This is a genomic window from Chelatococcus albus (assembly GCF_030067675.1).
GTDB lineage: Bacteria > Pseudomonadota > Alphaproteobacteria > Rhizobiales > Beijerinckiaceae > Chelatococcus_A > Chelatococcus_A albus.
On sequence record NZ_JASJEV010000009.1, the window covers coordinates 30,385 to 57,079 of the forward strand.

At 70.4% G+C, this 26,695-nt stretch carries 30 protein-coding genes; 17 read left to right on the forward strand and 13 right to left on the reverse strand.

Features of this window, described 5'->3' with window-relative positions; genetic code table 11:
- Positions 1 to 42: 42 nt before the first annotated feature.
- Positions 43 to 873: a MipA/OmpV family protein gene (locus tag QNA08_RS14180; protein ID WP_283741385.1), complete on the forward strand. Its 831-nt coding sequence runs from the start codon at positions 43 to 45 to the stop codon at positions 871 to 873.
- A 37-nt stretch (positions 874 to 910) separates the two neighbouring features.
- The gene (locus QNA08_RS14185) at positions 911 to 1,627 is read left to right on the forward strand and encodes an acid phosphatase (protein ID WP_283741386.1); all 717 of its coding nucleotides are present in this window, start codon (positions 911 to 913) and stop codon (positions 1,625 to 1,627) included.
- Positions 1,628 to 1,739: 112 nt separating this feature from the next.
- On the opposite strand, the gene QNA08_RS14190 is transcribed toward QNA08_RS14185, so the two are convergent.
- Positions 1,740 to 2,195: an iron-sulfur cluster assembly scaffold protein gene (locus tag QNA08_RS14190; RefSeq protein ID WP_283741387.1), complete on the reverse strand. Its 456-nt coding sequence runs from the start codon at positions 2,193 to 2,195 to the stop codon at positions 1,740 to 1,742.
- Positions 2,196 to 2,454: 259 nt separating this feature from the next.
- On the opposite strand from QNA08_RS14190, the gene folE reads away from it, so the two are divergent.
- The 3 genes from folE (at position 2,455) to QNA08_RS14205 (ending at position 4,693) form a co-directional block, all read left to right on the forward strand.
- Positions 2,455 to 3,093, forward strand: coding sequence for a GTP cyclohydrolase I FolE (gene folE, locus QNA08_RS14195; protein ID WP_283741388.1), 639 nt, complete (start codon positions 2,455 to 2,457; stop codon positions 3,091 to 3,093).
- A gap of 76 nt (positions 3,094 to 3,169) precedes the next feature.
- Positions 3,170 to 3,595 carry a phosphoribosyl-AMP cyclohydrolase gene (gene hisI / locus QNA08_RS14200; RefSeq protein WP_283741389.1) on the forward strand — a complete coding sequence of 142 codons (426 nt, stop codon included), beginning with the start codon at positions 3,170 to 3,172 and terminating at the stop codon, positions 3,593 to 3,595.
- A 96-nt stretch (positions 3,596 to 3,691) separates the two neighbouring features.
- Entirely contained in the window at positions 3,692 to 4,693 is a 1,002-nt protein-coding gene (locus tag QNA08_RS14205) for a patatin-like phospholipase family protein (protein WP_283741390.1), read from the forward strand.
- A gap of 11 nt (positions 4,694 to 4,704) precedes the next feature.
- Here the strand turns inward: QNA08_RS14205 and QNA08_RS14210 are convergent, their stop codons facing one another.
- Both QNA08_RS14210 and QNA08_RS14215 read right to left on the reverse strand, forming a co-directional pair.
- Positions 4,705 to 5,136: a CBS domain-containing protein gene (locus QNA08_RS14210; protein ID WP_283741391.1), complete on the reverse strand. Its 432-nt coding sequence runs from the start codon at positions 5,134 to 5,136 to the stop codon at positions 4,705 to 4,707.
- A 141-nt stretch (positions 5,137 to 5,277) separates the two neighbouring features.
- Positions 5,278 to 6,102 carry a rhomboid family intramembrane serine protease gene (locus tag QNA08_RS14215; protein WP_283741392.1) on the reverse strand — a complete coding sequence of 275 codons (825 nt, stop codon included), beginning with the start codon at positions 6,100 to 6,102 and terminating at the stop codon, positions 5,278 to 5,280.
- A 481-nt stretch (positions 6,103 to 6,583) separates the two neighbouring features.
- On the opposite strand from QNA08_RS14215, the gene QNA08_RS14220 reads away from it, so the two are divergent.
- From QNA08_RS14220 to QNA08_RS14235, 4 genes are all read left to right on the forward strand, one after another.
- Positions 6,584 to 7,168, forward strand: coding sequence for a PAS domain-containing protein (locus QNA08_RS14220; protein WP_283741393.1), 585 nt, complete (start codon positions 6,584 to 6,586; stop codon positions 7,166 to 7,168).
- 99 nt (positions 7,169 to 7,267) lie between these two features.
- Positions 7,268 to 7,885, forward strand: a complete 618-nt coding sequence (locus QNA08_RS14225) for a PilZ domain-containing protein (protein ID WP_283741481.1) — start codon at positions 7,268 to 7,270, stop codon at positions 7,883 to 7,885.
- Positions 7,886 to 8,385: 500 nt separating this feature from the next.
- Complete coding sequence (locus tag QNA08_RS14230; RefSeq protein WP_283741394.1) at positions 8,386 to 8,979, forward strand: transglutaminase-like cysteine peptidase; 594 nt, start codon at positions 8,386 to 8,388, stop codon at positions 8,977 to 8,979.
- A gap of 266 nt (positions 8,980 to 9,245) precedes the next feature.
- On the forward strand, positions 9,246 to 9,881 hold the full coding sequence (locus QNA08_RS14235) for a transglutaminase-like cysteine peptidase (protein WP_340322182.1): 636 nt from the start codon (positions 9,246 to 9,248) through the stop codon (positions 9,879 to 9,881).
- Positions 9,882 to 9,894: 13 nt separating this feature from the next.
- Here QNA08_RS14235 and QNA08_RS14240 read toward each other — a convergent pair whose 3' ends face one another.
- Together QNA08_RS14240 and QNA08_RS14245 are read right to left on the reverse strand one after the other, a co-directional pair.
- The gene (locus tag QNA08_RS14240) at positions 9,895 to 10,428 is read right to left on the reverse strand and encodes a gamma carbonic anhydrase family protein (protein ID WP_283741395.1); all 534 of its coding nucleotides are present in this window, start codon (positions 10,426 to 10,428) and stop codon (positions 9,895 to 9,897) included.
- 83 nt (positions 10,429 to 10,511) lie between these two features.
- Complete coding sequence (locus QNA08_RS14245) at positions 10,512 to 10,847, reverse strand: DUF6949 family protein (RefSeq protein WP_283741396.1); 336 nt, start codon at positions 10,845 to 10,847, stop codon at positions 10,512 to 10,514.
- A 201-nt stretch (positions 10,848 to 11,048) separates the two neighbouring features.
- Here QNA08_RS14245 and QNA08_RS14250 point away from each other — a divergent pair, with 201 nt between their 5' ends.
- Positions 11,049 to 11,669 carry a hypothetical protein gene (locus QNA08_RS14250; protein ID WP_283741397.1) on the forward strand — a complete coding sequence of 207 codons (621 nt, stop codon included), beginning with the start codon at positions 11,049 to 11,051 and terminating at the stop codon, positions 11,667 to 11,669.
- A 49-nt stretch (positions 11,670 to 11,718) separates the two neighbouring features.
- Here the strand turns inward: QNA08_RS14250 and QNA08_RS14255 are convergent, their stop codons facing one another.
- Both QNA08_RS14255 and cysE read right to left on the reverse strand, forming a co-directional pair.
- Positions 11,719 to 11,931 (reverse strand): DUF3126 family protein, encoded by a 213-nt coding sequence (locus QNA08_RS14255; RefSeq protein ID WP_283741398.1) that lies wholly within the window; start codon positions 11,929 to 11,931, stop codon positions 11,719 to 11,721.
- A gap of 77 nt (positions 11,932 to 12,008) precedes the next feature.
- On the reverse strand, positions 12,009 to 12,848 hold the full coding sequence (gene cysE, locus QNA08_RS14260) for a serine O-acetyltransferase (RefSeq protein WP_283741399.1): 840 nt from the start codon (positions 12,846 to 12,848) through the stop codon (positions 12,009 to 12,011).
- Positions 12,849 to 12,968: 120 nt separating this feature from the next.
- Here cysE and QNA08_RS14265 point away from each other — a divergent pair, with 120 nt between their 5' ends.
- Both QNA08_RS14265 and QNA08_RS14270 read left to right on the forward strand, forming a co-directional pair.
- The gene (locus QNA08_RS14265) at positions 12,969 to 13,775 is read left to right on the forward strand and encodes an enoyl-CoA hydratase (RefSeq protein WP_283741400.1); all 807 of its coding nucleotides are present in this window, start codon (positions 12,969 to 12,971) and stop codon (positions 13,773 to 13,775) included.
- A 3-nt stretch (positions 13,776 to 13,778) separates the two neighbouring features.
- Positions 13,779 to 14,228, forward strand: a complete 450-nt coding sequence (locus QNA08_RS14270) for an NUDIX hydrolase (RefSeq protein ID WP_283741401.1) — start codon at positions 13,779 to 13,781, stop codon at positions 14,226 to 14,228.
- A 206-nt stretch (positions 14,229 to 14,434) separates the two neighbouring features.
- Here the strand turns inward: QNA08_RS14270 and QNA08_RS14275 are convergent, their stop codons facing one another.
- Both QNA08_RS14275 and QNA08_RS14280 read right to left on the reverse strand, forming a co-directional pair.
- Positions 14,435 to 15,367, reverse strand: coding sequence for an alpha/beta fold hydrolase (locus QNA08_RS14275; protein WP_283741402.1), 933 nt, complete (start codon positions 15,365 to 15,367; stop codon positions 14,435 to 14,437).
- The gene (locus tag QNA08_RS14280) at positions 15,364 to 16,128 is read right to left on the reverse strand and encodes an alpha/beta fold hydrolase (RefSeq protein ID WP_283741403.1); all 765 of its coding nucleotides are present in this window, start codon (positions 16,126 to 16,128) and stop codon (positions 15,364 to 15,366) included. Before QNA08_RS14280 ends, QNA08_RS14275 begins: the two co-directional genes overlap by 4 nt.
- Before the next feature lie 168 nt (positions 16,129 to 16,296).
- On the opposite strand from QNA08_RS14280, the gene QNA08_RS14285 reads away from it, so the two are divergent.
- The 3 genes from QNA08_RS14285 to QNA08_RS14295 all read left to right on the forward strand — a co-directional run bounded on the left by QNA08_RS14285 (position 16,297) and on the right by QNA08_RS14295 (position 18,698).
- Positions 16,297 to 16,554, forward strand: coding sequence for a zinc-finger domain-containing protein (locus QNA08_RS14285; RefSeq protein WP_283741404.1), 258 nt, complete (start codon positions 16,297 to 16,299; stop codon positions 16,552 to 16,554).
- A gap of 18 nt (positions 16,555 to 16,572) precedes the next feature.
- Complete coding sequence (locus QNA08_RS14290) at positions 16,573 to 17,769, forward strand: FAD-dependent monooxygenase (protein WP_283741405.1); 1,197 nt, start codon at positions 16,573 to 16,575, stop codon at positions 17,767 to 17,769.
- Between the two features lie 95 nt (positions 17,770 to 17,864).
- On the forward strand, positions 17,865 to 18,698 hold the full coding sequence (locus QNA08_RS14295) for a phosphodiesterase (protein ID WP_283741406.1): 834 nt from the start codon (positions 17,865 to 17,867) through the stop codon (positions 18,696 to 18,698).
- Between the two features lie 40 nt (positions 18,699 to 18,738).
- Here the strand turns inward: QNA08_RS14295 and QNA08_RS14300 are convergent, their stop codons facing one another.
- Both QNA08_RS14300 and QNA08_RS14305 read right to left on the reverse strand, forming a co-directional pair.
- The gene (locus QNA08_RS14300) at positions 18,739 to 20,352 is read right to left on the reverse strand and encodes a methyl-accepting chemotaxis protein (protein WP_283741407.1); all 1,614 of its coding nucleotides are present in this window, start codon (positions 20,350 to 20,352) and stop codon (positions 18,739 to 18,741) included.
- 150 nt (positions 20,353 to 20,502) lie between these two features.
- On the reverse strand, positions 20,503 to 21,393 hold the full coding sequence (locus tag QNA08_RS14305) for a ChbG/HpnK family deacetylase (RefSeq protein WP_283741408.1): 891 nt from the start codon (positions 21,391 to 21,393) through the stop codon (positions 20,503 to 20,505).
- Between the two features lie 128 nt (positions 21,394 to 21,521).
- Here QNA08_RS14305 and QNA08_RS14310 point away from each other — a divergent pair, with 128 nt between their 5' ends.
- Positions 21,522 to 22,523, forward strand: a complete 1,002-nt coding sequence (locus QNA08_RS14310) for a glycosyltransferase family 2 protein (RefSeq protein WP_283741483.1) — start codon at positions 21,522 to 21,524, stop codon at positions 22,521 to 22,523.
- A complete protein-coding gene (murJ, locus tag QNA08_RS14315) occupies positions 22,523 to 24,049 on the forward strand; it encodes a murein biosynthesis integral membrane protein MurJ (RefSeq protein ID WP_283741409.1) in 1,527 nt (508 codons plus the stop codon). Before QNA08_RS14310 ends, murJ begins: the two co-directional genes overlap by 1 nt.
- Before the next feature lie 160 nt (positions 24,050 to 24,209).
- Here murJ and QNA08_RS14320 read toward each other — a convergent pair whose 3' ends face one another.
- A complete protein-coding gene (locus tag QNA08_RS14320; protein ID WP_283741410.1) occupies positions 24,210 to 25,568 on the reverse strand; it encodes an esterase-like activity of phytase family protein in 1,359 nt (452 codons plus the stop codon).
- Between the two features lie 96 nt (positions 25,569 to 25,664).
- Positions 25,665 to 26,648 (reverse strand): NAD(P)H-dependent flavin oxidoreductase, encoded by a 984-nt coding sequence (locus QNA08_RS14325; protein ID WP_283741411.1) that lies wholly within the window; start codon positions 26,646 to 26,648, stop codon positions 25,665 to 25,667.
- Between the last annotated feature and the right edge of the window lie 47 nt (positions 26,649 to 26,695).

The window sequence follows — 26,695 nt, forward strand, 5'->3', positions numbered from 1 at the left end:
ATGTGGGATCAAGCTCGCACGAGGAACGAGGGAGTGTCCGTGGTGTCTCGCGTCGCATCTGCCGTGGCTCTTGCAGCCATCGCCCTTCTCGGATCGGGCGCGCAGGCCGCCGACCCGTTCTTCACGACGCAGCCGCTGTCTCCCCAGGCCCCGCCCACTAACGAGTGGATCGTCACGCTGCGGGCGGGTGGCAAGGTCCTGCCCCGTTTCGAGGGCTCCGACCGCTACGGCGTCTTCCCGAGCGGCGGCCTCAACATCCAGCGTGTCGGCGCTCCGTGGCGCTTCAGCGCGCCGGACGACGGCTTCGGCTTCGCGCTCCTCGACGCCGGCGGCTTCCGGATCGGCCCCGTGGCGCGCTATTCCACCGGCCGCTATCTCAGCGACGACCGCCGGCTCTACGGCCTCGACAAGATCGACTGGTCGGTCGAGCCGGGCGTCTTCGTCGAATATTACCCGGTCGACAACCTGCGCGCGCGCATGGAGATCCGCCACGGCATCAACGGCCACGACGGATTCGTCGGCAATGCGGCGATCGACCTCATCCACCGCTTCGACCGCTTCACCCTGTCCGGCGGCCCGCGGCTGGCGCTCGGCGACAGCAACTACATGGACACGATGTTCGGGGTCAGCGCCCGCGAGGCAGCCGTCAACGGGCGCGTGATCCCCTTCAAGGCCAACGGCGGCGTCAAGTCGCTGGGCGCCTCGGCGGCCCTCTCCTATGCCTGGTCGGAGGAGTGGACCACGACGGTCCACGGCGGCTACGACCGCCTGGTCGGCGACGCCGCGGACAGCCCGATCACCCGCGCCTTCGGCTCGCGCGACCAGTTCTCCTTCGGCCTGAGCGCCGCCTATTCCTTCAAGACGCGCTGGTGAGCACCGGCAGCCCCTTCCTGTCCGGACCGGTGGCGTCGTGACCCTGCTGCGCGCAGCCGCACTCGTTGCGCTCGTCCTCGTCGCGGCCTGGCCCGCCGGGGCGCGCGAGCCGCAGGGCGATCGGGCCGCCCATTTCGTGGCTCCGGATGAGATCGATCTCGTGCGCCTCCTGCCGCCGCCGCCGGCGGCCGGGTCGGCCGAGGCCGCGGTGGATCTCGACACCGTCCTTGCCCTGCAACGCGGGCGCACGCCCGAAAGCATCGAACGTGCCCGCAAGGATCGCAAGCAGACGATCTTCCGCTTCGCGGATCTGCTGGGCCCCTCCTTCGCGGGCAAGAATCTGCCGGCGACCAAGGCCCTGTTCGACAAGCTGGCGGAGGACGAGGAGGCGATCCTCGCCACGGTCAAGGACATCTGGCGCCGCCCGCGCCCTTTCCGCATCAGCGCGGAGGTCGAAACCTGCGTGAAACGGCCCGACAGCGGCTCGTATCCGTCGAGCCACGCCGCGCTCGGCGAACTCTATGGGCTCGTGCTGGCCGACATGCTGCCGGAGAAGCGCGAGGCGATCATGGCACGCGCAGCCCTCTACGCTCAGAGCCGCGCCCTCTGCGGCGTGCATTTCCCGAGCGACATCGAAGCCGGCCGGCAAGCGGGTCGGGCGATCGCCGCCGTCCTGCGCACGAAACCCGCCTTCATCGATGCCTTCACGAGGGCGCGGGTCGAGACGCGCCGCGCCCTCGTCGATTCCGACTGAATCGCACAGGCAGGGCCGGAGCCGGAGCGACGCGCCCCGCCGGCGCCTCCTCGGGACAGCCCGCCCTTCAGAAGGATGCGAACCTCTCCCCACGGCTGGACATGGGGCGATCCTAGCCGGTCGTGCCGGAGCGGATTTGGCGCTGCGCGTCGATCATACCGAGCGCATCGACCACGGCATCGAACGTCAGCATGGTGGAGGCGTGGCGTGCCTTGAAGTCGCGCACCGGCTCGAGCACGGCCAGATCCGCCCACTTGCCTTCGGGCGGAGGTCCATTGTCCTTGAGCATGCGCAGCATCGTCTGCCGCACGTCGCGCAATTCGGCCGCCGTGGAGCCGATGACATGGCGCGCCATGATCGACGACGAAGCCTGGCCGAGGGCGCAGGCACGGACCTCATGGGCGAAATCGGTCACGACATCCCCGTTCATGGCGATGTCGATGGTCACGGTGGAGCCGCAGAGCTTGGAATGGGCGGTCGCGCTGGCATCCGGCGCGCTGAGGCGGCCGAGACGCGGAATATTGGCGGCCAATTCCAGGATTTTACGATTGTAGATGTCGTTCAGCATCGGTGCACACGCGACCATGCGGCGAGCTGCATTGCGGCGGTCACCGCTTCACCTATATAGGCATGTTGGGCGCAACGCGGGAAGGCCCGCGATCATCGCCCGTGAGCCCGTTGTTCGGCCTGACCTGCGCGACAGGGCGTACCGCGGACCGTGCGGCCTGGCGCCGCGGATGGGAGTTTCTTTTTGCCCCGTCGTAGTCCAGGACGCGTAGATGCGAGAGAATCCTTCGAGCCGTCAGGCTCCAAGCGGGAGGCACCACATGGAAGCCGTGGTTAAGTCCTTGTCCGCGCGCGTGGCCGAGGCCGACGCCGACAAGCCCCTTCTGACCCGTCCGAGCCGTGAGGAAGCGGAGGCGGCGGTGCGCACGCTCATCCTGTGGGCCGGCGACGATCCCAACCGGGAGGGCTTGCGCGAAACCCCCAAGCGCGTGGTGAAGGCCTACGAGGAGCTCTACCGCGGCTATCGCCACGATCCGCACTATGTGCTCGACCGCGTCTTCGAGGAGGTCGAGGGCTACGACGACATCGTGCTCCTGCGCGACATCCCCTTCTTCTCGCACTGCGAACACCACATGGTGCCCTTCGTCGGCATGGCGCATATCGCCTACTACCCGACCAAGGGCGTCGTCGGGCTGTCGAAACTCGCGCGCGTCGTCGACGTCTTCGCCCGGCGCCTGCAGACGCAGGAGGCCTTGAGCGCCCAGATCCTGGCCACCATCGAAGAGGCGCTGCAGCCGCGTGGCGTCGCCGTGATGCTCGAGGCCGAGCACATGTGCATGTCGATGCGCGGCGTGCAGAAGCAGGGCGTCTCCACGGTGACGACCCAGTTCAGCGGCGTGTTCAAGTCGGACCCGGCCGAGCAGGTGCGCTTCATGACCCTGCTGCGCGGCGCGCGCTGAGCGTCCCATGCGGCCGGGTGCCCGCGAGAGACCGCGATCACCGCCGGCCCCTTGGACAACCGCCCTTGGACGACCCATGTGTGACAAATGCGAAGCCTTCGCCCCCCGCGGCGCGAAGCACGAGGTGGAGGAAGGCCGGCGGCTGATGCCCGCCTTCGACGCCGCAGGGCTCGTCACCTGCGTGACGACCGACGCCGACACCGGCGAGCTTCTGATGGTCGCGCACATGAATGCCGAGGCGCTGGCGAGGACCATCGAGACCGGCGAGGCCTGGTACTGGTCGCGCTCGCGCCAGACGCTGTGGCACAAGGGTGACACGTCGGGGCAGCTGCAGAGCGTGGTCGAGATGCGGGTCGACTGCGATCAAGATGCTGTGTGGCTCAAGGTGCGCGTCGGCGGCGACGGCGGCTGCTGCCATACGGGCCGCCGGTCCTGTTTCTACAGGGTCGTGCCGACCGGACGGGCGCCGGCCGCGGATCTCGCCCTAACGCTCTCGGAGTAATCCGGCCGACATCCTGCCATCGCAATTCCGGCGCATTCACCCCATCGTAAGAGGATGCTGGCAATCTTGGAGGGCTGACCGGCGGAGGGACGGAACATGCTGGACGGCATCACCTTGCGGGCGATCGGCCTCGGCGGGGGCGCCGTGACGGGCGAGGAGGCGCAGCCGCCGCAGTCCGCCGCCCCACCCCGCGCGAAGATCGGCCTTGCGCTCGGCGGCGGCGCCGCGCGCGGCTGGTCGCACATCGGCGTGTTGCGCGTGCTGGAACGCGAGGGCCTCGCGCCGGACGTCATCGCCGGCACATCGATCGGCGCGGTCGTCGGAGGCTGCTTCGCCGCCGACAAGCTCGACGAGCTCGAGGAATTCGCCCGCGCTCTCAACAAGCGGCGCGTCGTCGGCCTGATGGACTTCCATCTGAACGGCTCGGGCCTGCTCGGCGGCGATCGCCTGCGGCGGCTGCTCGAGCAACATCTCGGCACGCTGCGCATCGAATCCTTGCCCACGCGCCTCGTCGGCATCGCGACGGAGCTCGGCACCGGCCACGAGATCTGGCTGACGCGGGGCCCCATGGTCGAGGCCCTGCGCGCCTCCTACGCCCTGCCCGGCATCTTCGACGCCGTGAAGTTCGGCGGCCGCTGGCTGATGGACGGCGCGCTCGTCAATCCCATTCCCGTGACGGCGGCGCGCGCGCACGGCGCCGAGATTGTCGTCTGCGTCAATCTGAACGGCGACGTCCGCGGACGCGGCACGGTCATTCCCGCACACGGCCCGGACGACGAGGAGGGCGAGGAGGCGGGCCAGTCCGGCGCGCAGGGCGGCCTCTTCGGGCGGCGGATGCTGCGCTTCGGCCGGCGCTCGGACGGAGCGCCCGGCATCGGCACGGTGATGATGGATGCCTTCAACATCACCCAGGATCGCATCGCCCGGTCGCGGCTCGCCGGCGACCCGCCCGATGTGATGATCTCGCCCAAGCTCGGCCGCATCGGCCTCTTCGACTTCCATCGCGCGGACGAGATCATCGCGCTCGGCGAGGAAGCCGCCGAGAAGGCGCTCGGCGAGCTGCGCGAGCTCATCGCGCAGCAGACCGTGCCGGCCTGAGCCGTTTCGGCTCAGGCCATGGTGATGTACTCGCGCATGGCCCGATGTTCCGCCTCGATCTCTGCGAGGCGATGCTTCACGACGTCGCCGATCGAGACGATCCCCGCGAGCTTGCCGTCCTCGATCACCGGCAGATGGCGGAAGCGCCCCTCGGTCATCATGCCCATGACCTCGTTGATGTCGGACGAGGGCGAGCACATCATGACCTTGCTCGTCATGTGGCGCGACACCGGATCGTCCAGCACGGACGCGCCATGCGCCGCGAGCATGCGCACGATGTCGCGCTCGGACAGGATGCCGAGCACCGTGCGATCGGCCCCGGCTACGACCACGGCGCCGATGCGCCGTTCCGCCAGAAGCCGGGCGGCCTCCGCGAGCGTCCTGTGAGGTTGGATGGTGACGACGTCGCGACCCTTCGTCGCGAGGATATGGGCGACGGTCATCGGTTTCCCCATGAGTGCCTTTGCGACGAGCCCCTTGCGAGCTCGGACCATTCGCCGCGGAGCGGCACGCCCGCCAGCGAACAGCTCCGGCCGATTGTGGGGAATAGCGCTCCCGCCCGCAAGCGCTCCCGCCGAATGGACCTAGACTTTCGTTGCAGGTGACCGCGGGACCGGATCGAACAGCCGGAAGAGCACGAGCCCGGCCAGGAAGCCGCCCACATGCGCTTCCCAGGCGATGCTCACGCCCTCGGGACCCGGCACGCTCCCGAGGCCGAGGGCGATGTTCGTCGCGAACCAGACGACGAGGAAGGTCGCCGCGCGCCTGTCACGCACGATGACGCCGAGCGGCGGCGCCGGCTGCATGTCCGCCGCATCGCGCTCGTGGTGCAACATCGACAACGGCCGCGACGGCTGGAAGGCGAAGCGCACGGCCGCCGCCATGCAACCCGATATCGCGCCGGAGGCTCCGACCACCGGCAGGAGGTCGTAGGGGTGGCTGACGAGATGCGCCGCGGCGCCCGCCACCGCGCAGACGGCGAAGAGCAGGAGAAAGCGCGCTGGCCCGAAGCGGCGCGCCACGGGGCTGCCGAAGGCGAGCAGCCACAGGCTGTTGAAGGCCAGGTGCAGCCAGGAGCCGTGCAGGAAGGCGTAGGTGAGGAGCGTCCATGGCTTCCAGTCTCCCGGTCCTAGCACGATGCGCGCGAGGATCAGCCGCTGCCCGGCCCCCTCGCCATCCTCCTCTGCGATGTGTTCCGCAACCGCCGCCAGCCACTCGGGATCGAGGCCCACGAGGAACCGCGCGGGAATGAAGCCGAAATCGAGGACGAGGCGGAAATCCGCCTCCTCGCCGAGGAAGATCCGTCCGACATGAATCAGCACCAGAACCGCGATCAGGATCACAAGCACGGTCGGCGCATTGAACATCGGCTCGCGCGGCGACCGCGGCGGAAGGGGTTCGAAGCTCATGCCACGAGGATGACGAGCCCGACGGGCGGCGCAAGCCGTTGCCGCGGCAAACGGACAGTCGTGGACAAGAAAAAGGGGAGAGCGCCGGGCGCCCTCCCCTGTCCGGTGAAGCCCGGCCGGCCTGCATGGGACCCGCCGGTCTGCCCGACGCCGCTCGACGAGCGGCTCCTGGTCACGTCTTCACCCCCCTGTCGACTGTCACGAGCCACCCTGCCGAAGGAGCGAAGGCGGATGGCTGAAACCGTGGCGGGGACACGCTCGCAGGAAACGATTGTCGCGGCAACGTCAACCCTTCGTTAACCCTAACGGAACTGACGGCCAGCAGGGGCGTTGGTCAGTCGACGGGCACTGGCACGCCGCATGCGACGGGCAGCGCGGGAACCGCGGCTTTCGATCCGACATCGCCATTCGGGCACGGTTGTGGATCGAAACCGGACGGGGGGCGGCAGGCACCCTGTCCCCGGATGGGCTGGACGCTACGATGAAACACGCGACGACGCGCATTCTCTTCTCGTATTGGGACAAGCTCCGGGGCGAGCGCATGGCACCGGAGCGCGGCGAGATCGAGCCCGGCGCCATCCGCCATGTCCTGGCCGACACCTTCATCCTCGAGGTGGCGGCCCACGGCACCGTCACCTTCCGGCTCGCGGGGACGCGCCTGTGCGCGCTCTTCGGCAGCGAGCTGAAATATCGCCGCCTCGCCTCGCTCTGGGGAGGCGCCGATCAGCTGGAGATCGCGCGGCTCGTCAATGTCGTCCTCGACGAATCGGCGGGTGTCGTCGGCGGCGTGACCGGCACCACCGTAGGCGGCGAGACGATCGAACTGGAGCTGCTGCTCCTGCCGCTGCGCCATCACGGCAAGAGCCACGCGCGCGTGCTCGGTGCGCTCTCGCCGCAGGTCGTGCCCACCTGGCTCGGCTTCGACCGCATCGGAATGCTGAGCACGACCTCCCAGCGCATCATCTGGCCTGCCGGCCGCGAGCCCGACGGCGCCCCGCTGGGCGCCGACGTCGACACCCGGCCGCACCGCCTCAATCTCGTTATTCTGCCGGGCGGCAGGCACTGAGATGTCGTGCTAAGGCAGCATTAATCTCCGCCGGGTAGTCTGCCCCCGGAACATTGCCCGTTGCCGACCGTCGCGGATTGCGAGTTCGACGCGCCCCAGATGCAGCCCCAGCAGCGTCATAACCAGGTGCCGAGCGCCCGCCCCTTGGAGCGGCGGCGGCATGCGCGCGTCAAGGTGGCCCTGCTCGGGCGCTACATGCTGAGCAATCGGCAGGAATATCCCTGCCAGACCATCGACATGTCCCCCGGCGGCGTCTCTCTCATCGCGCCGATGCGGGGCGAGATCGGCGAGCGCGTCATCGTCTACCTGGAGCACATCGGCCGCATCGAGGGCGAGATCGTGCGCCACATCGAGAACGGCTTCGCGATGACCATCGCCGCGCCCCTGCGCAAGCGCGACAAGCTCGCGAACCAGCTCACATGGCTCGCCAACCGCCACGCCCTCGGCCTGCCGGAAGACCGCCGCCACGAGCGCATCGTGCCGCGCAAGGCCATCGCGCTTCTCCGCCTGCCGGACGGCAGCGAGCACGCCGTGCGCATCATCGACGTGTCGCTGTCGGGCGCGGCCCTGTCCTCGACGCTGCGCCCGACCATCGGCACCGCGGTGGTCGTCGGCCGCACGCCCGCCAAGGTTGTGCGCCGCTTCGAGGGTGGTATCGCCGTCGAGTTCCAGACGCCGCTCACGGACGACGAGTTCAGCGAAGCGATCGAACTCTGATCGCGGCCCCGCGGCCGGGCTTCATCGCCGGTCAGCCCCCTCCCCCGAAGATCACGCCTGCGAGGGCAAGGTCGCCGTCATCGAGCGGCCGGGCAGTCCGGCCCCGCCTCTCCCTGCCGTCCCGCAGCCGCGTGCTCTGAAGCGCCCGCCCCTTGGGGGCAGCCCCGGCGGCAGTTTCAGATCCGGTGCGGGAGATGGGGAACGCACGGCATCGGTGGCGACCTTGTCTGCGCCTGCGTCGGCTCCGGACGCCGGGGTCGCCCTTCGGCCGCCCACGGTCACCGGGCAAGGCCGGGGAGCTGCTCCGCCTTGCCGGAAAGGATCGAATTTTACGCAACTCAATTATTCTTCATTTTGCTTGTTTTTTACAAGAATTAACACGCGGTATATACATCAAATTGTCGAATTGAACTTCAGTCGACGCAAAATGGACCATGCGAATGTGATCCCCGGCGGACAGGGGAACACACATGGTTCGCATTGCATCACATGAATTTCGCGTGGCGGCTGTGGCCGCCGCAATGGTGATGGCTGGCGGCGCCTGGGCGGCGAACGTCCTGCCGGTGGCCAGCGCGCCCGTGATGCCCGGCGACGTGGCACGCTCTCCGATCGGATGGATCGACTTCTGCCGGCGTCACGCGGGGGAATGCGATGTCGACAGCACCGAGCCGGATCGCATCCGCCTCACGCCCGCGGCCTGGAAACAGCTTCAGGCCATCAACAACGAGGTCAATGCCGCCATCGAGCCGGTGACGGACGAGGAGCACTTCGGCGTCGTGGAAAGCTGGGACTTTCCCGATGACGGCAAGGGCGACTGCGAGGACTTCGCCCTGCTCAAGCGCAGGAAGCTCGCCGCCGCCGGCTTCCCGCGCCGGGCTCTCCTCATGACGGTCGTGCTCGACGAGCAGCGGGCCGGTCACGCCGTGCTGATGGTGCGCACGGACCGTGGCGACTTCATCCTCGACAACAAGCGCGACACCATCCTGCCGTGGACGAGCACCGGCTACGTCTACATCAAGCGCGAGAGCCAGATCGCGGCGGGCTGGGTATCGCTCGGCCGCGTCGGCTCCGAGACGGCCACTGCCGCCCGCTGAGGAGGCGATCCCCGGACAGTTCGCGAACCCCGGTCACGTCCCCACCCACCGTCCCCACGACCGGGCTTCGCTGCGGGGCCGATCTACTGGTCGGCCCCGCGCTTCTTCTGGCGAGGCGCAGACGAACGCCGCCGCGCACGCAACAACAAAGCGCGGGCCGTTAACGCTCTTTTGCATTCATGGTGAACGCGACATGAACATACTTGCTCGTCCCCCGATCTTCATGAAATGGTAAAGAAGAGGTTAACGCCACAGGGGACGATCTGGTGGCCGGACGAGTGTGCGTTACGCTGGCGCTCGCGGGGGCGCTTGCGTATTTTCCAGCCCGCGCCGAGGAGCAGACAGCGGCCCTGCCGCCGGAGTTGCCCCCCGGTCAGACAGCCAGCGAAACCGGTCAGGCATCGGTGCCGGTCGGGTGGTTGGATTTCTGCCGCAAGAACGCGGAGGACTGCCGCGTCGGCAGCCTTCCCAAGGTGAACATCGTGCTGACGCAGCGCCTCTGGCGCACGATCACCTCGATCAATGCCAGCGTGAACCGCTCCATCGAACCGGTCACGGACGACGAGCACTGGGGCGTGGCCGAGTCCTGGGACTACTCCACCGACGGCAAGGGCGACTGCGAGGACTATGTCCTCATGAAACGCAGGCTCCTCATGCAGGCTGGCCTCCCGCGTCAGGCCCTGCTCGTCACCGTCGTCCGCGACCTCGAGGGCGAAGGTCACGCGGTGCTGACGGTCAAGACCGACCGCGGCGATCTCATCCTCGACAACAAGCGCCAGTCGATCCTGCCCTGGACGCAGACGGGCTATCGCTTCCTCAAGCGTCAGTCGCAGGAGAACCCGAACCAGTGGGTTTCGCTTGGCGCTCCCGCCACCGCGACGGCGACGGCGACCGCCCCCTGAGCCGGATCCTGCCTCAGTCGGCGATGCACTTCAGGCCCCTGGCGTAGCGCTGCCAGTTGGCGACGTAGCCCATCGCCGAGAGCTTCAGGCGCTCGGCAGCCGCCGCGTCGAGCGAACGCACCGCCCGTGCCGGCGCCCCGACAATGAGCGAATGGTCGGGGAATTCCTTGCCTTCGGTGACGAGTGCATTGGCACCGACGAGGCAATTCGCCCCGATCCTGGCGCCGTTGAGCACGGTCGCGCCCATGCCGATGAGCGTGTTGGCCCCGAGCGTGCAGCCGTGCAGGATGGCATGGTGGCCGATCGTGCATCCCTCCCCGATCGTCAGCGGAAAGCCGAGATCGGTATGCAGCATGGCGCCCTCCTGGATGTTGGTGCGGGCGCCCACGTCGACGAGCTCGTTGTCGCCGCGCAGCACCGCCCCGAACCAGATCCCGACGTCCTCCCCGAGCCGCACCCGGCCGATCACATGAGCGTCCGGCGCGACCCAGAAGCGCCCGTCCGCCGGAACTTCCGGCCGAACGTCGTCGAGACTGTAGAGCGGCATCACGCATCCTCCCGTCACTGTCCTCGTGACGGAGGAGGCCGGTCCCGACAGGTCCCGTCAAGTCCCGGCGTCGCGCGAGGCCGTCAATGACCGATGAAGCGCAGCGCCAGGTCGAGCACGACACGCCCGCTCATCAGGCTCCAGAGCGAGGCGAACAGCGTCGCCAGCATCACGAAGACGAAGTGCTGCACTGCCGGCCCGTCCAGGCGCTGGCGGGCGTGCATCATGTTGCGCAGGATGATGAACGGGCCGCAGAAGACCACCACCGGCACGCAGACCATGGCCGCGACGCCACCCGCCCGCAGCAGGCGGAAGCTCGCCCGGCGCTCGGTGAAGAGCTCGAAGCAGCTGGCCATGAGACCGGCAAAAGCAAAGCCGAGCAGCAGCGCCCGCAGGGCATCGACGGCGGCTGGATTCATCTGGCGTGTCACTCCACTCCCCACGCCGGGCCAGTGTGCCGCATGCTTAACGGGCGGTTAAGCCGGATCCTGCAATCATGCTTAATCGGTGCCGCCCCTCGGGCGGCCACCTGCGACCCACGGGGGCGATCGATGCAAAGCGCAACGACGGCCGTTCCGGCGCCGGCCGCGCCCGGGTACGCCCGTCCGGCCGATCGCCTGGTGCTCGGGCTCATCGCCTGTTCGCTGATCGCCGCCCTTGGCCTTGCCGCGAGCGGCCGGCTCGCGCGCGAGCAGCCCTTGCCACCTGCGGCGACCGTGTCCCTTCGCCTCGGCGATCTGGCCCTCGCCGTGCCCGCCGCCTGGCTGCGTGCCACGATGCCGGCAGGAGGCGGACCGGTCCACCGGCTCGATCTCGTTCTTCCCTGGCCGAATGGGGCGCCGTCGCGCGCGGATGGCGGCCCGGCCGGACCGCTCGGCGGCAAGGTGCTCCTCGGCCTTGTCCCGGCCGGGCGGCTCCTTGCCGGGCCGGACGAGGGGACACGCCGCCATGCCCGCTTCCTGGCCCCGGCGGTCGAGGCAGGCCCCGGCGGCCTGCTGCGCCGCCGCTTCCGGGAGGGCTCACCCTATCAGGGGGAGGAGTTCTTCATCGCCCCGCCGGACGAACGGGCCTTTTCCGCCCGCTGCGGGAGCATATCGACCGGTGCGACGCCCGCGACCTGCGTCTCGACGTTGCGTGTCGGCCGGCTCGATGTCGAGCTGCGCTTCGACCCGGCTCTGCTCGCCCAATGGCGGCGCCTTGCGCACGGCGCCGAGCGCGCCGTCGCCGCGATCTCGCCGTGAGCGGGCGGGCACCTTCCGGCCGGGCCGGATCCCCGCCTTCGCCGCTCGATCAGTCCTCGAGGTCGGTGTCGAGGATGGCCATCTGGAAGTTGTAGGACTTGTCTCCGTCCTCGTCGTCGAGGAACAGCACCCCGAGGAACTCCTCGCCCACGTAGACTTCGGCCGAATCCGTCTTGCGCGGCCGCGGCACGACGCGGATGGAATTGTTGGCAAAGGTCCGGCGCAGGTAGCGCTCGACCTTGGCGAGCTCGGTCTTGTCCATGGCCGCAGCCTCTCTCTTGTTCGTCGTCACCCCCGCCCTTGCCATGCGGAGGATCGACGGGCAAGGGCTGGCGGCGACTAATCCTCGCTCTTCTCGGCGAGGATCTGATCCATGCTGCGCGCTGGCTCGGCGCAACCGGCCGCACCCACCACGCGGGCGGGCACGCCGGCGACCGTGGTGTTGTGCGGCACCGGCTGGAGGACGACGGAACCCGCCGCCACGCGGGCGCAGTGGCCCACTTCGATATTGCCGAGAATCTTGGCGCCGGCGCCGATGAGAACGCCGTGGCGGATCTTGGGATGGCGGTCGCCCCGCTCCTTGCCCGTGCCGCCGAGCGTCACGCCCTGCAGGATCGAAACGTTATCCTCGACAACCGCGGTCTGGCCGATGACGACCCCCGTCGCGTGGTCGAGGAAGATGCCCCGGCCGATGCGCGCCGCCGGGTTGATGTCGGTCTGGAACACCTCGGAGGAGCGGCTCTGCAGGTACAGCGCGAAGTCCTTGCGACCCTTGCGCCACAGCCAGTTGGCGAGCCGGTAGGTCTGGATGGCGTGGAAGCCCTTGAAATAGAGCACCGGCTCGATGAGGCGCACGCAGGCCGGATCGCGGTCGGCCACGGCCACGATGTCGGCGCGGAAGGCCTCGCCGATGCTCGCGTCGTCCGCCACGGCCGCCATGAATGCCTGGGCGATGAGCTCGGCCGGGATCACGTCATGGTCGAGGCGGCCGGCGATCCGGTGGATGACCGCCGACTCGAGCGTGTCGTGATTGAGGATCGTGGCGAGCACGAAGCCCGCGAGCTCCGGCTCCCGGGCGACCACCTCCTCCGCCTCCTGGCGCAGGCGCGACCAGACCGGGTCGACCTTGTCGAGACGGTGGTGTGTGCGTTCATGCGCCTTGAGCTGTCCGGTCGCCATGGGAAGTTCCCTCGCTCATCCGCCGTTCGCCCTTCACCCCAGCGCGCGGCTCGGTCAATGATGCTATCACAGCTAGGCGCCCCCGGCGCAAAATGCCAGCCCCACCACGCCATCTCCCTCATGGTCGCCACGCTCCCAAGCCCTACCCCCAGACTCACCCTCGCCGTCGACGGTCCCGTCGCCACCCTCGCCATCGCCAATGCCGAGAAACGCAACGCGCTCGATTTTGCCATGTGGGAGGCGCTGCCGGCGCTCGTCCGCACGGTCGAAGCGACGGAGGGCGTGCGCGTCCTCGTCCTGCGCGGGGCGGGAGACACACCCTTCGCCTCCGGCGCCGACATCGCCGAGTTCGAGACGGTGCGGGCATCCGCCGCCGGCGGGCGCGCCTACGAGGCGGCGAACGAGGCGGCCTTCGCGGCCCTCGCCGCCTGCCGCCTGCCCGTCATCGCCATGATCCGCCGCTTCTGCCTCGGCGGCGGCATGGGTCTCGCCCTCGCCTGCGACCTGCGGCTCGCCGCCGAAGGCACGCTCTTCGGCATACCCGCGGCGCGGCTCGGGGTCGGCTATCCGCCGGCGGCCATGAGCATGATCGTGGCCGCGGTGGGCGTGGCGGCGGCCAAGGACCTCTTCTTCACCGCCAGGCGCGTCGATGCGGCGGAGGCGAGAACCCTCGGCCTCGTGCAGCGTGTCGTGGCCGACCCCGCGCTCGAGAAGGAGGTCTACGCGCTCGCCCGCACCATCGCGGCGAACGCGCCGCTCACCATCCGCGCCGCCAAGAGGGCCATCGCCACGGCCGCCGCGCTCCCGGGCGCAACCGACGCGGCGGAGCTCGCCGCCCTCGCCGACGCCTGTTTCGACAGCGCCGACTATGCCGAAGGACGCGCCGCCTTCCTCGCCAGGCGCGAGCCGGTCTTCCGGGGCGCCTGAACCGTGCCGCACGTCCTGCGCATTGCCGTGGCCGTCATCCTCGACGGCGACAACCGCATCCTGCTCGTGCGCAAGCGCGGCACGGAAGTCTTCATGCAGCCCGGCGGCAAGATCGAGCCGGGCGAAGCGCCCATCGACGCACTCGCCCGCGAACTGAAGGAGGAACTGGGGCTGGCCCTCGATGCCGGGCGCACACGTCCGCTCGGCCGCTTCGTCGAGGTGGCCGCCAACGAGCCCGATACCCACGTGGACGCCGACAGCTTCCTCGCGGCGGTGTCGGGCGATCCGCGGCCGGCCGCCGAGATCGCCGCCATGCGCTGGCATCCCCTCGCCTCAACCGACACCCGCGGTCTTGCCCCCCTCCTCGTCAACCGCATCCTGCCGCGCCTGCGCGGGACCATCGCGGCGGACCGTCTTTCTCCGCATCACCAGATACTTGGCCGGCAGGCTTGAATCAGGCCCTCAGGCCCTTGAATCGGCCGGCGAGGAACTTGAATCGAACTCTGAACGGAGCGCGGGACGGCGGCGATCGCCCGCGGCCCGACACGCGGCCGCGTTGAATCACTTTCTCAACTGAATCACTTTCTCAACAAGGCGATTCAAGATCGCAGGAACCGGCGGCAAGCGATTCGCGCGACTCGCCTTTTCGGGGCCGCCGCTCAGGCAAAGCGGCGGGCCAGGAAGTCGAGGATGGCTGCGGCGAAGGCGTCGTTGCGGTCGCCCGCCACCATGTGCCGCGCCTCGGCGATGTCGGCGAATTCGGTGGCCGGCGCCATCTCCAGGAAGGCGCGGGCGGCGGCCTCCGAGACGAGTTCGCTCGAACCGCCGCGCACGAGGAGCGAAGGAACGGCAAGGTTGCGGGCGGCCTCGTGCAGCGCCTCTCCCACCGCCGCCCAGTCCGTATTGACGCTGCGCGGCCCGTCGAGGAAGCGCGGGTCCCAGTGCCAGCGCCAGCGGCCGTCCGGGTCGAGCCTGAGGTTCTTGCGCAAGCCCTCGAGCGAGCGCGGCCGTGGCCGGTGCGGCAGATAGGCCGCGACCGCGTCCGCCGCCTCTTCGACCGAGGCAAAACCCTCCCGTGCGCGGGCGCGCATGAAGCCCTGGACATGGGCGACGCCGCGCGGATCCATCTGCGGCACGATGTCGACAAGCACGAGGCCGGAAAAGACCGCCCCCGCTCCGAGCGCGAGCAGCGAAGCGATGCCGCCGAGCGAGGCGCCGATGGCGACGGGCCGCGTGCCGCGCTCGGCCGCCACGGTCCGCGCCACCGCCGCCGCGTCCCCGGCGTAATCGGGAAAGGCATAGGCGCCCTCCGCCGGCCACTCGCTCTCGCCATGACCGCGCTGGTCGAGGGCGATCGCCGTCCAGCCGGCCGCCGCGAGCCGCTCTGCGGTTTCGGCCCAGGCGTGGCGCGTCTGCCCGCCGCCGTGCAGGAGAAGGGCGACGCGCGGCCCCTCGCCCGCCACGGTGGCGACGAGGCGGTTGCCCGCCGCACCAGTGAAGACGGCCCGGTCCCGGGCCCGGCCGCGCGGCGGTGTCGTCTCGTTCATCGTGCCCTCGCCCTCCTCGCCCGTCTCGCCGGCCCGCGCCGTCACACCGCTTCGTTCAGGAAGGCCACCGCGGCGTGCTTGAAGACGCGGTCGCCCACGGCCGGATTGTGATCCTTGTCGGGAATGTCGAGGGCGCGCGCATTCGGCATCAGGGCGGCAAGCGCCTGCGGCGACCCGGCGATCTTGTCCTTCGTGCCGACGGCGACCAGCGTCGGCGCCGCGATCCGCGCCACCTCGTCGCGTGTCAGCGTCTGGCGCGAGCCGCGAATGCAGGCGGCGAGGGCGCGGCGGTCGGCCCTGGTCTGATCGGCAAAGGCACGGAACATGCGCTGCATCGGATCGGTCAGGACGTCGAGCGAGGGCGCCTCCATGGCGTCGGCGATGCCGAGCGGCAGCCCCACCCCTTCGACGAGATGGAACCCGAGCCCGCCGAGGATCACCGCGCGCACCCGCTCCGGATGGGCGAGCGCCAGATGCGCCGTGATGCGCGCGCCCATGGAATAGCCCATGACGGCGGCGCGGTCGATGCCGAGATGGTCGAGGAGCCGGCGCGCATCCTCCGCCATGAGGTTGGAATCGTAGGCCGCCGGATCGTAGAGCTTGTCGCTCTCGCCGTGGCCGCGGTTGTCGAAGGCGATGACGCGAAAGCCCGCGTGCCCGAGCGTGGTCGTCCACAGGGTGTTGACCCAGTTGACCGCGTGCGTCGAGCCGAAGCCGTGGATGAGGAGGATGGGCCTGCCCTCGCCCGCGTGCGCGGGCAGGTCGACATAGGCGATGCGGACGCCGTCGGAATCGAAGAAGTGCATGAAGAACCCGTGGTTGCCGCCCGCAAACTAGACCAGGGACCGGGAAGGTGTGAACCGTCCCCGTGACGGCCGTGGTCGCGGCGATGCGCGCGGTTGGCGAGGCGGGCGCGAGCGACTATGGTGCGCCGCAATTCGCACGAGGTCGCGTCAAGCCAGGGATCGCCAGCGATGGCCGAAAAGACCGTTCCGCACTTCCACAACGATCCGGGCGTCGCCGTCATCCACGTCGGCGCTAGGGAATTCATGTGCATCGGGGCGACGCCGCCGTTCGACCACCCGCACGTCTTCCTCGACATGGGCGATGAAGACGAGATCATCTGCCCCTACTGCTCGACGCTCTACCGCTACAAGGCGGAGCTGAAGCCCGGCACGGCCGAGCCCGCCGCCTGCCTGTGGCAGGGCCCCTCGAACGCCGCCGCAGCCTGAGCGGCGAGCGGACCCGCCATGATGCTCGGGACTGAGCCGGCGGTCGTTGCGGGCGCCGGTATCGGCGGGCTGACGGCCGCCCTGTCGCTCGCCCGCCGCGGCGTTGCCGTCACGGTGCTCGAGCGCCGCACCGCGCTCGAGGAAGCGGGCGCCGGCATCCAGCTCTCCCCCAACGCGAGCCGCGTGCTGATCGACCTCGGCCTCGGCCCGGCGCTCGCCCGCCAGGCGGTCGAGCCGGATCGCGTCGTCATCCGCGCCGTCGGCAGCGGCCGGACCATCGGCGGCATCGCGCTGGGGCGGCACATGCGGGAACGCTACGGCGCGCCCTACTGGGTCATCCATCGGGCCGACCTGCACACCATCCTGCTCGACGCCGCCCGCTCCCTGCCCAACCTGCGCCTGCTCGTGGGCCGCCGGGTCGAGAGCCTGCGCGAGGAGAACGGCCAGGCTCTCGTCGGCATTGCGACCGCGAGCAACGGGCAGGATGTGCTGCCCGCCTCGCTGGTGGTCGGCGCGGACGGTGTCTGGTCCGCCGTGCGTCCGGCACTCGGCGACGGGCGCGCGCCGCAGTACCGCGGCTACGCCGCCTGGCGCACCACGATCGCGCGCGCGGCGGCCCCCGCCGCGTTCCGCGACGCGAACGAGACGGGCCTGTGGCTCGGCCCGGAGGCGCATGTCGTGCACTATCCCGTCTCCGGCGGCCGCAAGCTCAACATCGTCGCGGTGCTGCGCGGCGACAAGCCGCTCGACGGCTGGGCCTCGCCCGGCGAGCGCGACCAGCTCCTCCACCGGTTCCGCAAGGCAGCGGAGCCGCTGCGCGGCCTCCTCGCCACGGCGCCCGAGTGGCTGGTCTGGTCGCTCTACGACCTTCCTGCCTCGCGCCGCTGGAGCCGGGGGCGCGCCACGCTGCTTGGCGACGCCGCCCATCCGGTCCTGCCCTTCCTCGCCCAGGGCGGCGCGCTCGCCATCGAGGATGCGAGCGTGCTTGCCCGCGAGCTCGCTGCCCGCCCCGGGGACGTGCCGGCGGCGCTCGCGCTCTACGAAGCGGCGCGCCGGCCGCGCGCCCAGCGCGTGCAGGAGGGCGCCCGCAGCAACGCCCGCGCCTATCACCTCGCCTGGCCGCTGAGCATGGCCCGCGACGCGGTGATCCGCCGCCTCGGACCGGAGGGCATGGTGGCCCGCTACGATTGGCTCTACGGCTGGCGCCCGGAGTGACGGGGCGCCAGCCGGCCACCCGCCTCCGGCTTCTGTCATCGCGGCGTCACGCCACGGTCGCATAGGGCACGGCCTCGCCCGTTGCGCCCGTTGCCATGCTCATCGCCCAGATCACCGACCTCCACATCGCGACCGACGCGCACCGCGCCTACGGCCTCGTCGACACCCACGCCTTCGCCGAGCGCATCGTCCACGCCGTGGCCGCGCTGGAGCCCCGGCCGGACGTGGTGCTGATCACCGGCGACGTCGTCGACCGCGGCGAGGCCGCGGAATATGCGCGTGCCGCGGCCCTCATGGCTCGCCTGTCGATGCCCGCCTATGTGGTGCCCGGCAACCACGACGACCGCGCCCTCATGCGCCGGCACCTGCGGCGGCATCTGCCGCCGGGCGCGGGCCACCTGCCGGAGACCGGTTTCCTCCACTACGTGGTGGAGGACTGGCCGGTGCGCCTCCTCGGCCTCGACAGCGTGGTCCCCGGCCTGAGCGCCGGCGCCCTGTGCGCCGAGCGGCTCGCCTGGCTCGAGGACACGCTGGCCGCCGCGCCCGTGCAGCCGACGCTCCTCTTCCTGCATCACCCGCCCTTCGACTGCGGCGTGCCCTTCATGGATCGCATCCGATTGCACGAGGGGGCGGCGGCGTTCGAGAGCATCGTCGCTGCCAATCCACAGATCCTCGCCCTCGTCTGCGGCCATCATCACCGGCCGATGAGCAGCACCTTCGGCGGCCGGCCCTGCCTCGTGACGCCCGGCGCCGCGCATCAGGCAGCACTCGCGCTCGACCGGCCCGGCCCCGCCCGCATCACCCTGGAGCCGCCGGCCTACCGCCTCCTCAGGTGGAACGGCAGGCGCCTCGCGGAACACATGGTCTATGTGGAGGCCTTTCCTGCGCCTGCGCCGACGCCGGTCCGGGCGGAGGCGGGAGCGGCCTGACCGGGCGAGCGCCCGGGAGAGGCGCCGCCCTCGCCGGAACTCAACCCTGCGCGACCGCGGCGAGGAAGCTGTCGATGCGCGCGCGCAGCGCCCGGGTCTGCTGCTCGACGTCGGCCGCGGCCTGATGCACTTCGCTGGCCGAGCGGTCGGTGTCGCCGACCGCCGCCGCCAGGCGCTGGGTCGCGGCGGTCGCGTCGTCGGTGCCGTTGGCGGCCTCCGACACGCTCGCCGCGATGTCGTTGGTGGCGCCAACCTGCTGCTGCACGGCCGCGGCAATGCCGGTGGTGAAGCTCTCGATCGCGCTCATCCGCGCCTGGATGCCGCCGACCGCCCGCATGGCCGCCTCGGCGGATTGCTGGATTCCGGCCACCTGCGCCCCGATGCGCTCGGTGGCCCGGGCGGTCTGGCCCGACAGGGCCTTCACTTCCGCCGCCACGACAGCGAAGCCGCGCCCCGCTTCGCCCGCCCGCGCCGCCTCGATGGTGGCGTTGAGGGCGAGCAGGTTGGTGTGCTCGGCGATGCGGCTGATGAGATCCACCACCTCGCCGATGTCCTTGGCGACGGCGTCGAGCTCCGTGATGGCCTCGGCGCTCATGCGTGTGGCGGTGCTGGCATCCGTCACCGCCTCGCGCGTGCGGCCGATCTGAACCTCGATCTCACTGATGGCACGGCCGAGCTCCTCGGAGGCGTGGGCCACCACCTTGACGTTGCGCGCAGCGATGGTGGAGGCCGAGACTGCAGTCTGCGCGTCGTCGGCGGCGTCGGCGGCGATGCCCGACAGCGCCTCCGCCGCATGCACCATGCGCACGGTGTTCTCGCTCACGCTCGACAGCGCCTCCCCCATGCCGGCGCGGAACTCGGCGATCGAGGCGTCGAGGCGGCACTGCCGTTCGTCGCGGGCCTTCACCTCCTTGTGCTGGGTATCGAGCAGCGACCGCCGCTCGATCAATTGATCCTTGAAATAGGCGACCGCGTGCGCGAGCTCGCCGATCTCGTCGCGCTGGTCGAGCCCCGGGACCTCGACTGCGAGGTCGCCGGCGGCGAGCCGCTTGGTCGCCTCGGTGAGCCGCGGCACGGCGCGCGTCGCCCGGGCGATGAGGAACCAGAGGAAGCCGGCGACGAAGGCGCAGAGCGCGAGGCCGGCGGCCACGGTGACGATGAGCTCGCCTTCCGCGCGCTGCATGGTGCGCTTGCGGGAATAGCGGACGGCCATCAGGCCGACCTGGCTCGACCCTTCCTTGCCGGACAAGGCGAGGGGCACGAAGGTGACGGTACCGGTCGCGTCGTCGACGATGCGCGTCTCGCTGAGCCGCGGCATCTCGCCCAGGCGCACGCCGAGAGCCCGGACGACGTCGCCCGGCCGCCAGCGGTCCGCGCCCGCCGCGGACCCCGCGAGGCTCGCCATCACCTCGCCGTGTCGGTCGAGAACGAGCCCGATCTCGAAATCGGGATCGGCCACGAGGATGCTGAAGAACTCGCGCGCGAGCTGATCGTCGGCCCGGGCGATGGCCATGGCCATGGGCGAGGCGATGATGCCGACGGCGAGCCGCATCTTCTCGTCGAAGTCGGCGAGCCGGCGGCTTTGATTGTAGACGCCGAGCGCCACGACGAGGCTCGCGAGCACGAGGGCGACGAAGAGAACGGTGCCGCCCACAACCTTCGCGCGCAGGGATAGCCGAGCGTTCCGACGACCTGCTTGGCGCATCACAAATGCCGGCATGGGACAACCCCAGACACGAGGACGGCGGAAACGAACTGGCTCGAATCTGGGCGGCGAGAATTACGACAGAAACTTAAAAATTGCCTATCCTTCGAACGTTTCGCCGCCGGCTGCAGCAGGCGCCTCCGGCCACCGGCGGACGATCCCGGCACCGGCAGCGGCGCACAGGTCGGGAAAGCGGCCGGAGCGCAGGAAGGCGAATTCCTGCGGGCGGGTCTCGACCACGGGGTCGATGGCGGCGAGTTCGGCGTCCTCCGCCTCCCCCGGGTGGCACATGACGAGATGGCGCGCGCCCGGCGCGACGAGGAAACGGGCGAAGTCCGCGCCGAAGTCGCGGTGGGGGTCGAAGGCACTCACCCCGGCAAAGCCGGCGTTGGTGGCAAAGCCCGCCCGCCGCGCCGCGGCCGCGAAGCCCGTGGCGAGCCCCGCGATGACGAGCGCCTTGCGCAGGGCGATGCCGCGCCGGACGATGGCCGCCGGGCGGTCGCCGGAATTGCGCAGCCACAGGCAGCCGGCGAGGCCCCGGCGCGCGAGCACGGCGAGGAGGGCTCCGCGCACGCCGGGCAGCACCTGCACGTGCTGGTGGCCGTCGACGAAGTCGGGCGGGCGGCCGAAGGCCTCCTCGAAGGCGTCGAGCTGGCGCGCGATCTCGGCTTCGATCTCCGCCTTCGGCAGGCCGCCCGTGAAGGCGAGCCGCGCCAGCCGGCCGAAGGGCGGCAGCATGCCAGCCGGCGCCAGCCGCGGCATCGGCCCGAGCGGCGCACCCAGCGTCAGGTTGACGTGCACCCCCGCCGCGATGCGCCCGTCGAGCGCCTTGAGCGCCGGCGCAAAATCGGGCCAGTGGGACCGGTTTGTCATGGCGCCCGTCGCCGTGAGGCGCCCGGCCTCCGCAAGCGCGAGAATGGCGCGGCTCACGCCCGGCGTCAGCGCGAAATCGTCGGCGCAGAGAACGAAGGGATGGCGGGCGGCGAGCACGGGGCGGTCCGAAGGGCTTGAAATGGCGAGGGCGCGACCCTATCGCGCTTGAGCAGCGCAGAAAACTCGGGTCTTGATGACGCGGGATTCGGGGCGCGGGATGCACCGCGCGGACAAGCATGACTGAGATGGACAAGGGGCGGGCGCGCGAGATCGAGCTTTCGGTCGTGGTACCGGTGTTCAACGAAGCGGCGAACATCGGGCTCCTGTGCGATCGCCTGGCGACGGTGCTGGAGCGCATCACGCCGGATTGGGAGATCCTGTTCGTCGACGACGGCAGCGGTGACGCGACGCTCGCGCGCATCCGCGAGCGTCACGCGCTAGAGCCGCGCATCGGCGCCGTCTCCTTCAGCCGGAATTTCGGCAAGGAGATCGCCATCGCCGCGGGGCTCGACCACGCGCGGGGCCGGGCCGTCGTTCTCATCGACGCCGACCTGCAGCACCCGCCGGAACTGATCGAGACCTTCGTCACCAAATGGCGCGAGGGTTACGTCATGGTCTATGCCCAGCGCACGAGCCGGGAGACGGAGAGCGCGGTGAAGCGCGGCTTCGCCCGCCTGTTCTACCGCCTGTTCCGCGCCTTCGGCGAGACGGCCCTGCCAGAGGGGGCGGGCGACTTCCGCCTCATCGACCGCAAGGGCGTGGAGGCGCTCAAGGCCATGGGCGAGCGGGCGCGTTTCTCCAAGGGTCTCTACGCCTGGATCGGCTATCCGGCGATCGGCGTGCCCTACACGGTCGCTGAACGCGCGCACGGCACGACGAAATGGAGCTTCCGCAAGCTCCTGCGCTTCGCCTTTGACGGCATCACCTCCTTCTCGACGGTGCCGCTGCGGGTGTGGACCTACGTCGGCCTCATGATCTCGCTCGCCTCCATCGTCACGGCGCTCTACTTCCTCGTGCGCACGCTCCTCTTCGGCACGGACCTGCCGGGCTATCCCTCGCTCATCGTCTCCGTGATGTTCTTCGCCGGCATCCAGCTCATGTCGCTCGGCATGATCGGCGAATATGTCGGGCGCATCTTCGCCGAGGTGAAGCGCCGGCCGCTCTATCTCGTGGCCGAGCGCATCGGCCCCGAGGACGGGACGCCGCGCCCGCTGATCCGCGACCAGCTCAGGGCGCGGTCCACCTGATGCTGCGCAAGCTCCTCTCCGTCGGCGGATTCACGCTCCTGTCGCGCGTCACCGGCTTCTTCCGCGACGTGGTGATGGCCGCCGTCATGGGCGCCGGCCTCGTTGCCGACGCCTTCGTCGTCGCCTTCAAGCTGCCGAACCACTTCCGCGCCATCTTCGGCGAGGGCGCCTTCAACGCCGCCTTCATCCCCGCCTATGCCCGCATCCGGGAAACGGCCGGGGCGGAAGCGGCACGGCTCTTCGCCGACCGCGTCTGGACATTGATGCTCATCGTCCAGCTCGCGCTCGCGGCGCTCGCCCTCGCCGGCATGCCCTGGCTCGTGCGCGTGCTCGCCCCCGGCTTCTCGGACGAGTCGGAAAAGTTCGCCCTCGCCGTCACGCTGACGCGCATCACCTTCCCCTATCTCCTCTTCATCACGCTGACGACGCTGGTCTCAGGCGTGCTCAATGCCGTCGACCGTTTCGCCGCCGCGGCCGGGGCGCCGATCCTGCTCAATCTGTCGATGCTCGTGGCGCTCGCGGTCGCCTTCCTCTTCCCGGACGCCGGCCATGCGGCCGCCTGGGGCGTGACGGTGTCTGGCATCCTGCAGCTCGCCCTCGTCCTGGCCGATGCCTGCGCTGCGGGCGTCGCGCCGCGGCTCGCGCGCCCGCGCCTCGATGCCGACATGCGGGCCTTCTTCAAGGCATTGGTGCCGGCCACCATCGGCTCGGCGGGCGTGCAGATCGCCATGTTCGCCGACACGATCATCGCCTCGCTCCTGCCGACGGGCGCCATGGCCTCCATCTATTACGCCGACCGGCTCTACCAGCTCCCGCTCGGCGTCATCGGCATTGCCGCCGGCACCGTGCTGCTGCCGGAGATGAGCCGCCGCCTCGCGGTGGGCGACGCCGCCGGGGCGCATGGGGCGCAGAACCGCGCCTTCGCGCTCACGCTCGCACTCGCCGCCCCCTGCGCCGTCGCCTTCCTCCTGGTGCCGGACCTCATCATGCGCGCGCTCTTCGGCCGCGGCGCCTTCTCGGCCGCAGACGCCGGGGCGGCGGGCGCCGTGCTCGCGGCCTATGCCACGGGCCTGCCGGCGGTCGTCCTCATCCGTTCGATGGTGGCGAGCTTCCAGGCCCGCGGCGACACGCGGACGCCGATGGTCGTGTCGCTGACGGCGATCGCCGTCAACGTGCTGCTGAAGATCGCGCTCGCCGGCCGGCTCGGGGCGCCGGGCCTCGCCTTCGCCACGGCCGCCGGAGCGTGGGTCAACCTGCTGCTTCTCTACCTGCTCGCCTACCGGCGCGACTGGACGGTGCCGAGCCCCCGCCTCATGCGCTCGCTTGCCGCCGTGGCGGGAGCCTGCGTCCTGCTCGCGGTCGTCACCCTCGTCGCCGAGCCTGCGCTCGCCGCCCCGCTGATCACCCTGCCCCGCTGGCGGGACGAGAGCCTTCTCGCCCTCCTCGGCGCGCTCGGCGCCCTCGCCTATGGGCTGACGCTCGCGGCCGGGCTCAAGCTGCTCAAGGTGCCGCTGCGCGGGCTGTGACGGCGGGAACGGGATGCCATGGGGTTCCCGCGCGAACCCACCGTCCCCCTGGAAAAGCCGTGGCAGCGGCTGTCCGGGGCCCAGAAACGATCCCGGTGCAGGCAAGGGCGCGGCGGCGGCGGGCCGCCGCGCCCGATGTCGGATGCCCCGCGGCCTCGCCTCAGCGCGCCTTCAGGAGATCGGCGACCTCGAGGAGGACGAACTCGTTGTCGTCGGCCTTGTTGGGCACGCGGCCGGCCGAGAAGGGCAGGTTGTTGTCGTTGCCGACGACGATGTGGCGCTCGTCGACGACGTCCACATTCTCGATGGTGAAGAAGGGGAAGTCGAAGAGGCCTTCCCGACCGCCCTGGCGCGCCTTGCCGTTCGGATCCCTGATCTTCATGAGGTCGATGTGGCCGATCTTGCGCACGGCCCCACCGGCGTTGGCATCGGTCAATTCGATCTTGTAGACGCGCTTGAACTTCGCCGGCGCCTCGAAGCAGTCGGGGCGCTTCTCGCCGGCCGGGCAGGCCTTGTCCGCGGAGCCTTCGGCATTGTCGCGCTCGATGATGAGGCCGGTCGTGGCGTCGATCATGTTGAAGTCGCCGATGGCGTGGCCGTTCTGTTCGAGCGGATATGTCCAGTGGCGGCCCGACCAGTCGCCCCTGGCGACGTCGAACTCGACGATGCGCAGATATTCCTTGCCCTTCTCGCCCTCGTAAGCGCCCTTCTCGGCATCCCACAGCGGGCCTTCGAGCAGTGCATAGAGGAACTTGCCGTCCTTCGAGGCGGCCATGCCCTCGTAGCCCTTCGACCGGCGCAGGTTGAACGCGACCTTGCCGTCCGGGGTCGCGGGCGTCGTCACGGCCGGATGGTCGGGCGAGCGCACCGGCTTGCCGTCCACCCTGGTCTCGACGACGGCCTCGATCTTGCCGGTCCTGTCGGCGCGGACGAGGAAGGGGCCGAATTCCTCGCCGATCCAGATCTTGTCGCCGACGATCTGGAAGGATTCGATGTCGAGGTCGGCGCCGGTAAGGTAGCGCTTCTCGGTGCCCTCATTGGCGATGCGGAAGGGAACCTTCCTGTCGGGATCGTGCAGGAAGATGCCTTCCACGCGCTCGACCGCGCCCTTCTGCCAATCGATGCGGAAGCGGTTGAGCATGAGCATCGAGTCCGGCGAGTTGGCCTTGGCGCCGAAGCCGTTGTCGGTGATGACCCAGAAGGTGCCGTCGCCCACGGTCTTGATGCCGGAGAAGCCCTGCAGCGGCTGGCCCTTGAAGGGGAAGGAAAGGCCCGTCGGCCGCACGCCGTCCATGCCCGGCACCGAACCGACCGCATCGACGCGGCGGCCGCCCGGAGCGGCGAACTTGCCCGAGACCTTGAGGTCGGCGGGCGCATCGGCCGGCGCATCGAGGAAGCTCGCGGCGGGCAGGATCGCATGGCCGGCGAGCGTCGCCGGGAATTCCTGGTCGGCATGGGCCGGCGTCGCCAGAACGCCGGCGAGCGCGGCGGCGGCGAGGGTGGCGGAGACGAAACGCATGAAAAGCCCCCTTGAGGATGAGAGGGCTCCTTCTCAGCCATCGCCCATGACGCTGGCGCGACCGGTCTGCGACGGTGCGATGACGGCTGTGGATCGTCAGGACGGCGCCACGAAGGCCGGAGCCCGGCGGGCGAGCAGCGCCTCCGCCTCGGCGACGATGCGCGTGACGATCTCGCCGGCCGGCGGCACGTCGGCGATGAGGCCCGTCGCCTCGCCGACGACGATGCCTGCCCCTTCCGCGTCGCCGGACGCCGAGGCGGCGGCATAGCGCGGCGCCTCCTCCTCGATGGCGGCGGCGAGTTCGGCCTCGCGACCGTGCCAACGCGCGACGAAGCCGTTGACGAGCACGCGGATGTCGAAGGGCTTCGGCCAGTCGAGCCTGCGGGCGATGTCGATGGTGGAGGTGCGCACGGTGTGGTCGCCGTCCGCCGCCACGGCTGCCGCCTGCAGGTTCGGGTGCACCAGCGCCTCACGGCTCGCCCAGAAGCGCGACCCCATGAGCACGCCGTCGGCGCCGAGCATCAGTGCCGCGGCGAGGCCCCGCCCGTCGGCGATGCCCCCGGCGGCGAGCAGTAGCGTCTGCGGGCTTTCGCGCGCGAGAAGGTCGGCCACCTCAGGCACGAGCGTCAGGGTGGCACGCCTGGCGCCGTGGCCACCCGCCTCGCTGCCCTGCGCCACGATGATCTCGGCACCTGCCTCCAGCGCCTCGCGCACGTGGCGCATGGTCTGCACCTGGCAGACGAGCATGGCCCGCGCTTCCCTGATGCGGCCCGCGAAGGGTCGCGGGTCGCCGAAGGAGAGCATCAGGGCCGCCGGCCGGTGCGCCAGCGCGAGGTCGAGGAGCGCGGGCGCCCTGGCCATGGACCAGGTGATGAAGCCGCAGCCGACGCGCTGGTTACCGGCGGCAGCGAACTCGCGCTCGAGCCATTCGGCGTCGCCGTAGCCGCCGCCGATGAGGCCGAGGCCGCCGGCAGCCGAGACGGCGGCGGCGAGCGCGCCGCCCCCCGCCCCCGCCATGGGCGCCGAGACGACAGGATGGGCGAGGCCGAGGCGTTCGGTGAGGCGGGTCTTCAGCGGCATGACCTTTCCCGAGATGTGGCGAGCGTGCGCAGTGGAGCACACTACCC

Bases quoted from the DNA above. Each gene is read 5' to 3' on its own strand.
- QNA08_RS14285 (WP_283741404.1), top strand. From the start codon at position 16,297: ATGGCCGAAAAGACCGTTCCGCACTTCCACAACGATCCGGGCGTCGCC.
- cysE (WP_283741399.1), bottom strand. From the start codon at position 12,848: ATGGCGACCGGACAGCTCAAGGCGCATGAACGCACACACCACCGTCTC.
- QNA08_RS14325 (WP_283741411.1), bottom strand. From the start codon at position 26,648: ATGCCGCTGAAGACCCGCCTCACCGAACGCCTCGGCCTCGCCCATCCT.
- QNA08_RS14255 (WP_283741398.1), bottom strand. From the start codon at position 11,931: ATGGACAAGACCGAGCTCGCCAAGGTCGAGCGCTACCTGCGCCGGACC.
- QNA08_RS14215 (WP_283741392.1), bottom strand. From the start codon at position 6,102: ATGAGCTTCGAACCCCTTCCGCCGCGGTCGCCGCGCGAGCCGATGTTC.
- QNA08_RS14245 (WP_283741396.1), bottom strand. From the start codon at position 10,847: ATGAATCCAGCCGCCGTCGATGCCCTGCGGGCGCTGCTGCTCGGCTTT.
- QNA08_RS14310 (WP_283741483.1), top strand. From the start codon at position 21,522: ATGGACAAGGGGCGGGCGCGCGAGATCGAGCTTTCGGTCGTGGTACCG.
- hisI (WP_283741389.1), top strand. From the start codon at position 3,170: ATGTGTGACAAATGCGAAGCCTTCGCCCCCCGCGGCGCGAAGCACGAG.
- QNA08_RS14280 (WP_283741403.1), bottom strand. From the start codon at position 16,128: ATGCACTTCTTCGATTCCGACGGCGTCCGCATCGCCTATGTCGACCTG.
- QNA08_RS14290 (WP_283741405.1), top strand. From the start codon at position 16,573: ATGATGCTCGGGACTGAGCCGGCGGTCGTTGCGGGCGCCGGTATCGGC.
- QNA08_RS14225 (WP_283741481.1), top strand. From the start codon at position 7,268: ATGCAGCCCCAGCAGCGTCATAACCAGGTGCCGAGCGCCCGCCCCTTG.
- QNA08_RS14240 (WP_283741395.1), bottom strand. From the start codon at position 10,428: ATGCCGCTCTACAGTCTCGACGACGTTCGGCCGGAAGTTCCGGCGGAC.
- murJ (WP_283741409.1), top strand. From the start codon at position 22,523: ATGCTGCGCAAGCTCCTCTCCGTCGGCGGATTCACGCTCCTGTCGCGC.
- QNA08_RS14190 (WP_283741387.1), bottom strand. From the start codon at position 2,195: ATGCTGAACGACATCTACAATCGTAAAATCCTGGAATTGGCCGCCAAT.
- QNA08_RS14205 (WP_283741390.1), top strand. From the start codon at position 3,692: ATGCTGGACGGCATCACCTTGCGGGCGATCGGCCTCGGCGGGGGCGCC.
- QNA08_RS14295 (WP_283741406.1), top strand. From the start codon at position 17,865: ATGCTCATCGCCCAGATCACCGACCTCCACATCGCGACCGACGCGCAC.
- QNA08_RS14210 (WP_283741391.1), bottom strand. From the start codon at position 5,136: ATGACCGTCGCCCATATCCTCGCGACGAAGGGTCGCGACGTCGTCACC.
- QNA08_RS14320 (WP_283741410.1), bottom strand. From the start codon at position 25,568: ATGCGTTTCGTCTCCGCCACCCTCGCCGCCGCCGCGCTCGCCGGCGTT.
- folE (WP_283741388.1), top strand. From the start codon at position 2,455: ATGGAAGCCGTGGTTAAGTCCTTGTCCGCGCGCGTGGCCGAGGCCGAC.
- QNA08_RS14265 (WP_283741400.1), top strand. From the start codon at position 12,969: ATGGTCGCCACGCTCCCAAGCCCTACCCCCAGACTCACCCTCGCCGTC.
- QNA08_RS14220 (WP_283741393.1), top strand. From the start codon at position 6,584: ATGAAACACGCGACGACGCGCATTCTCTTCTCGTATTGGGACAAGCTC.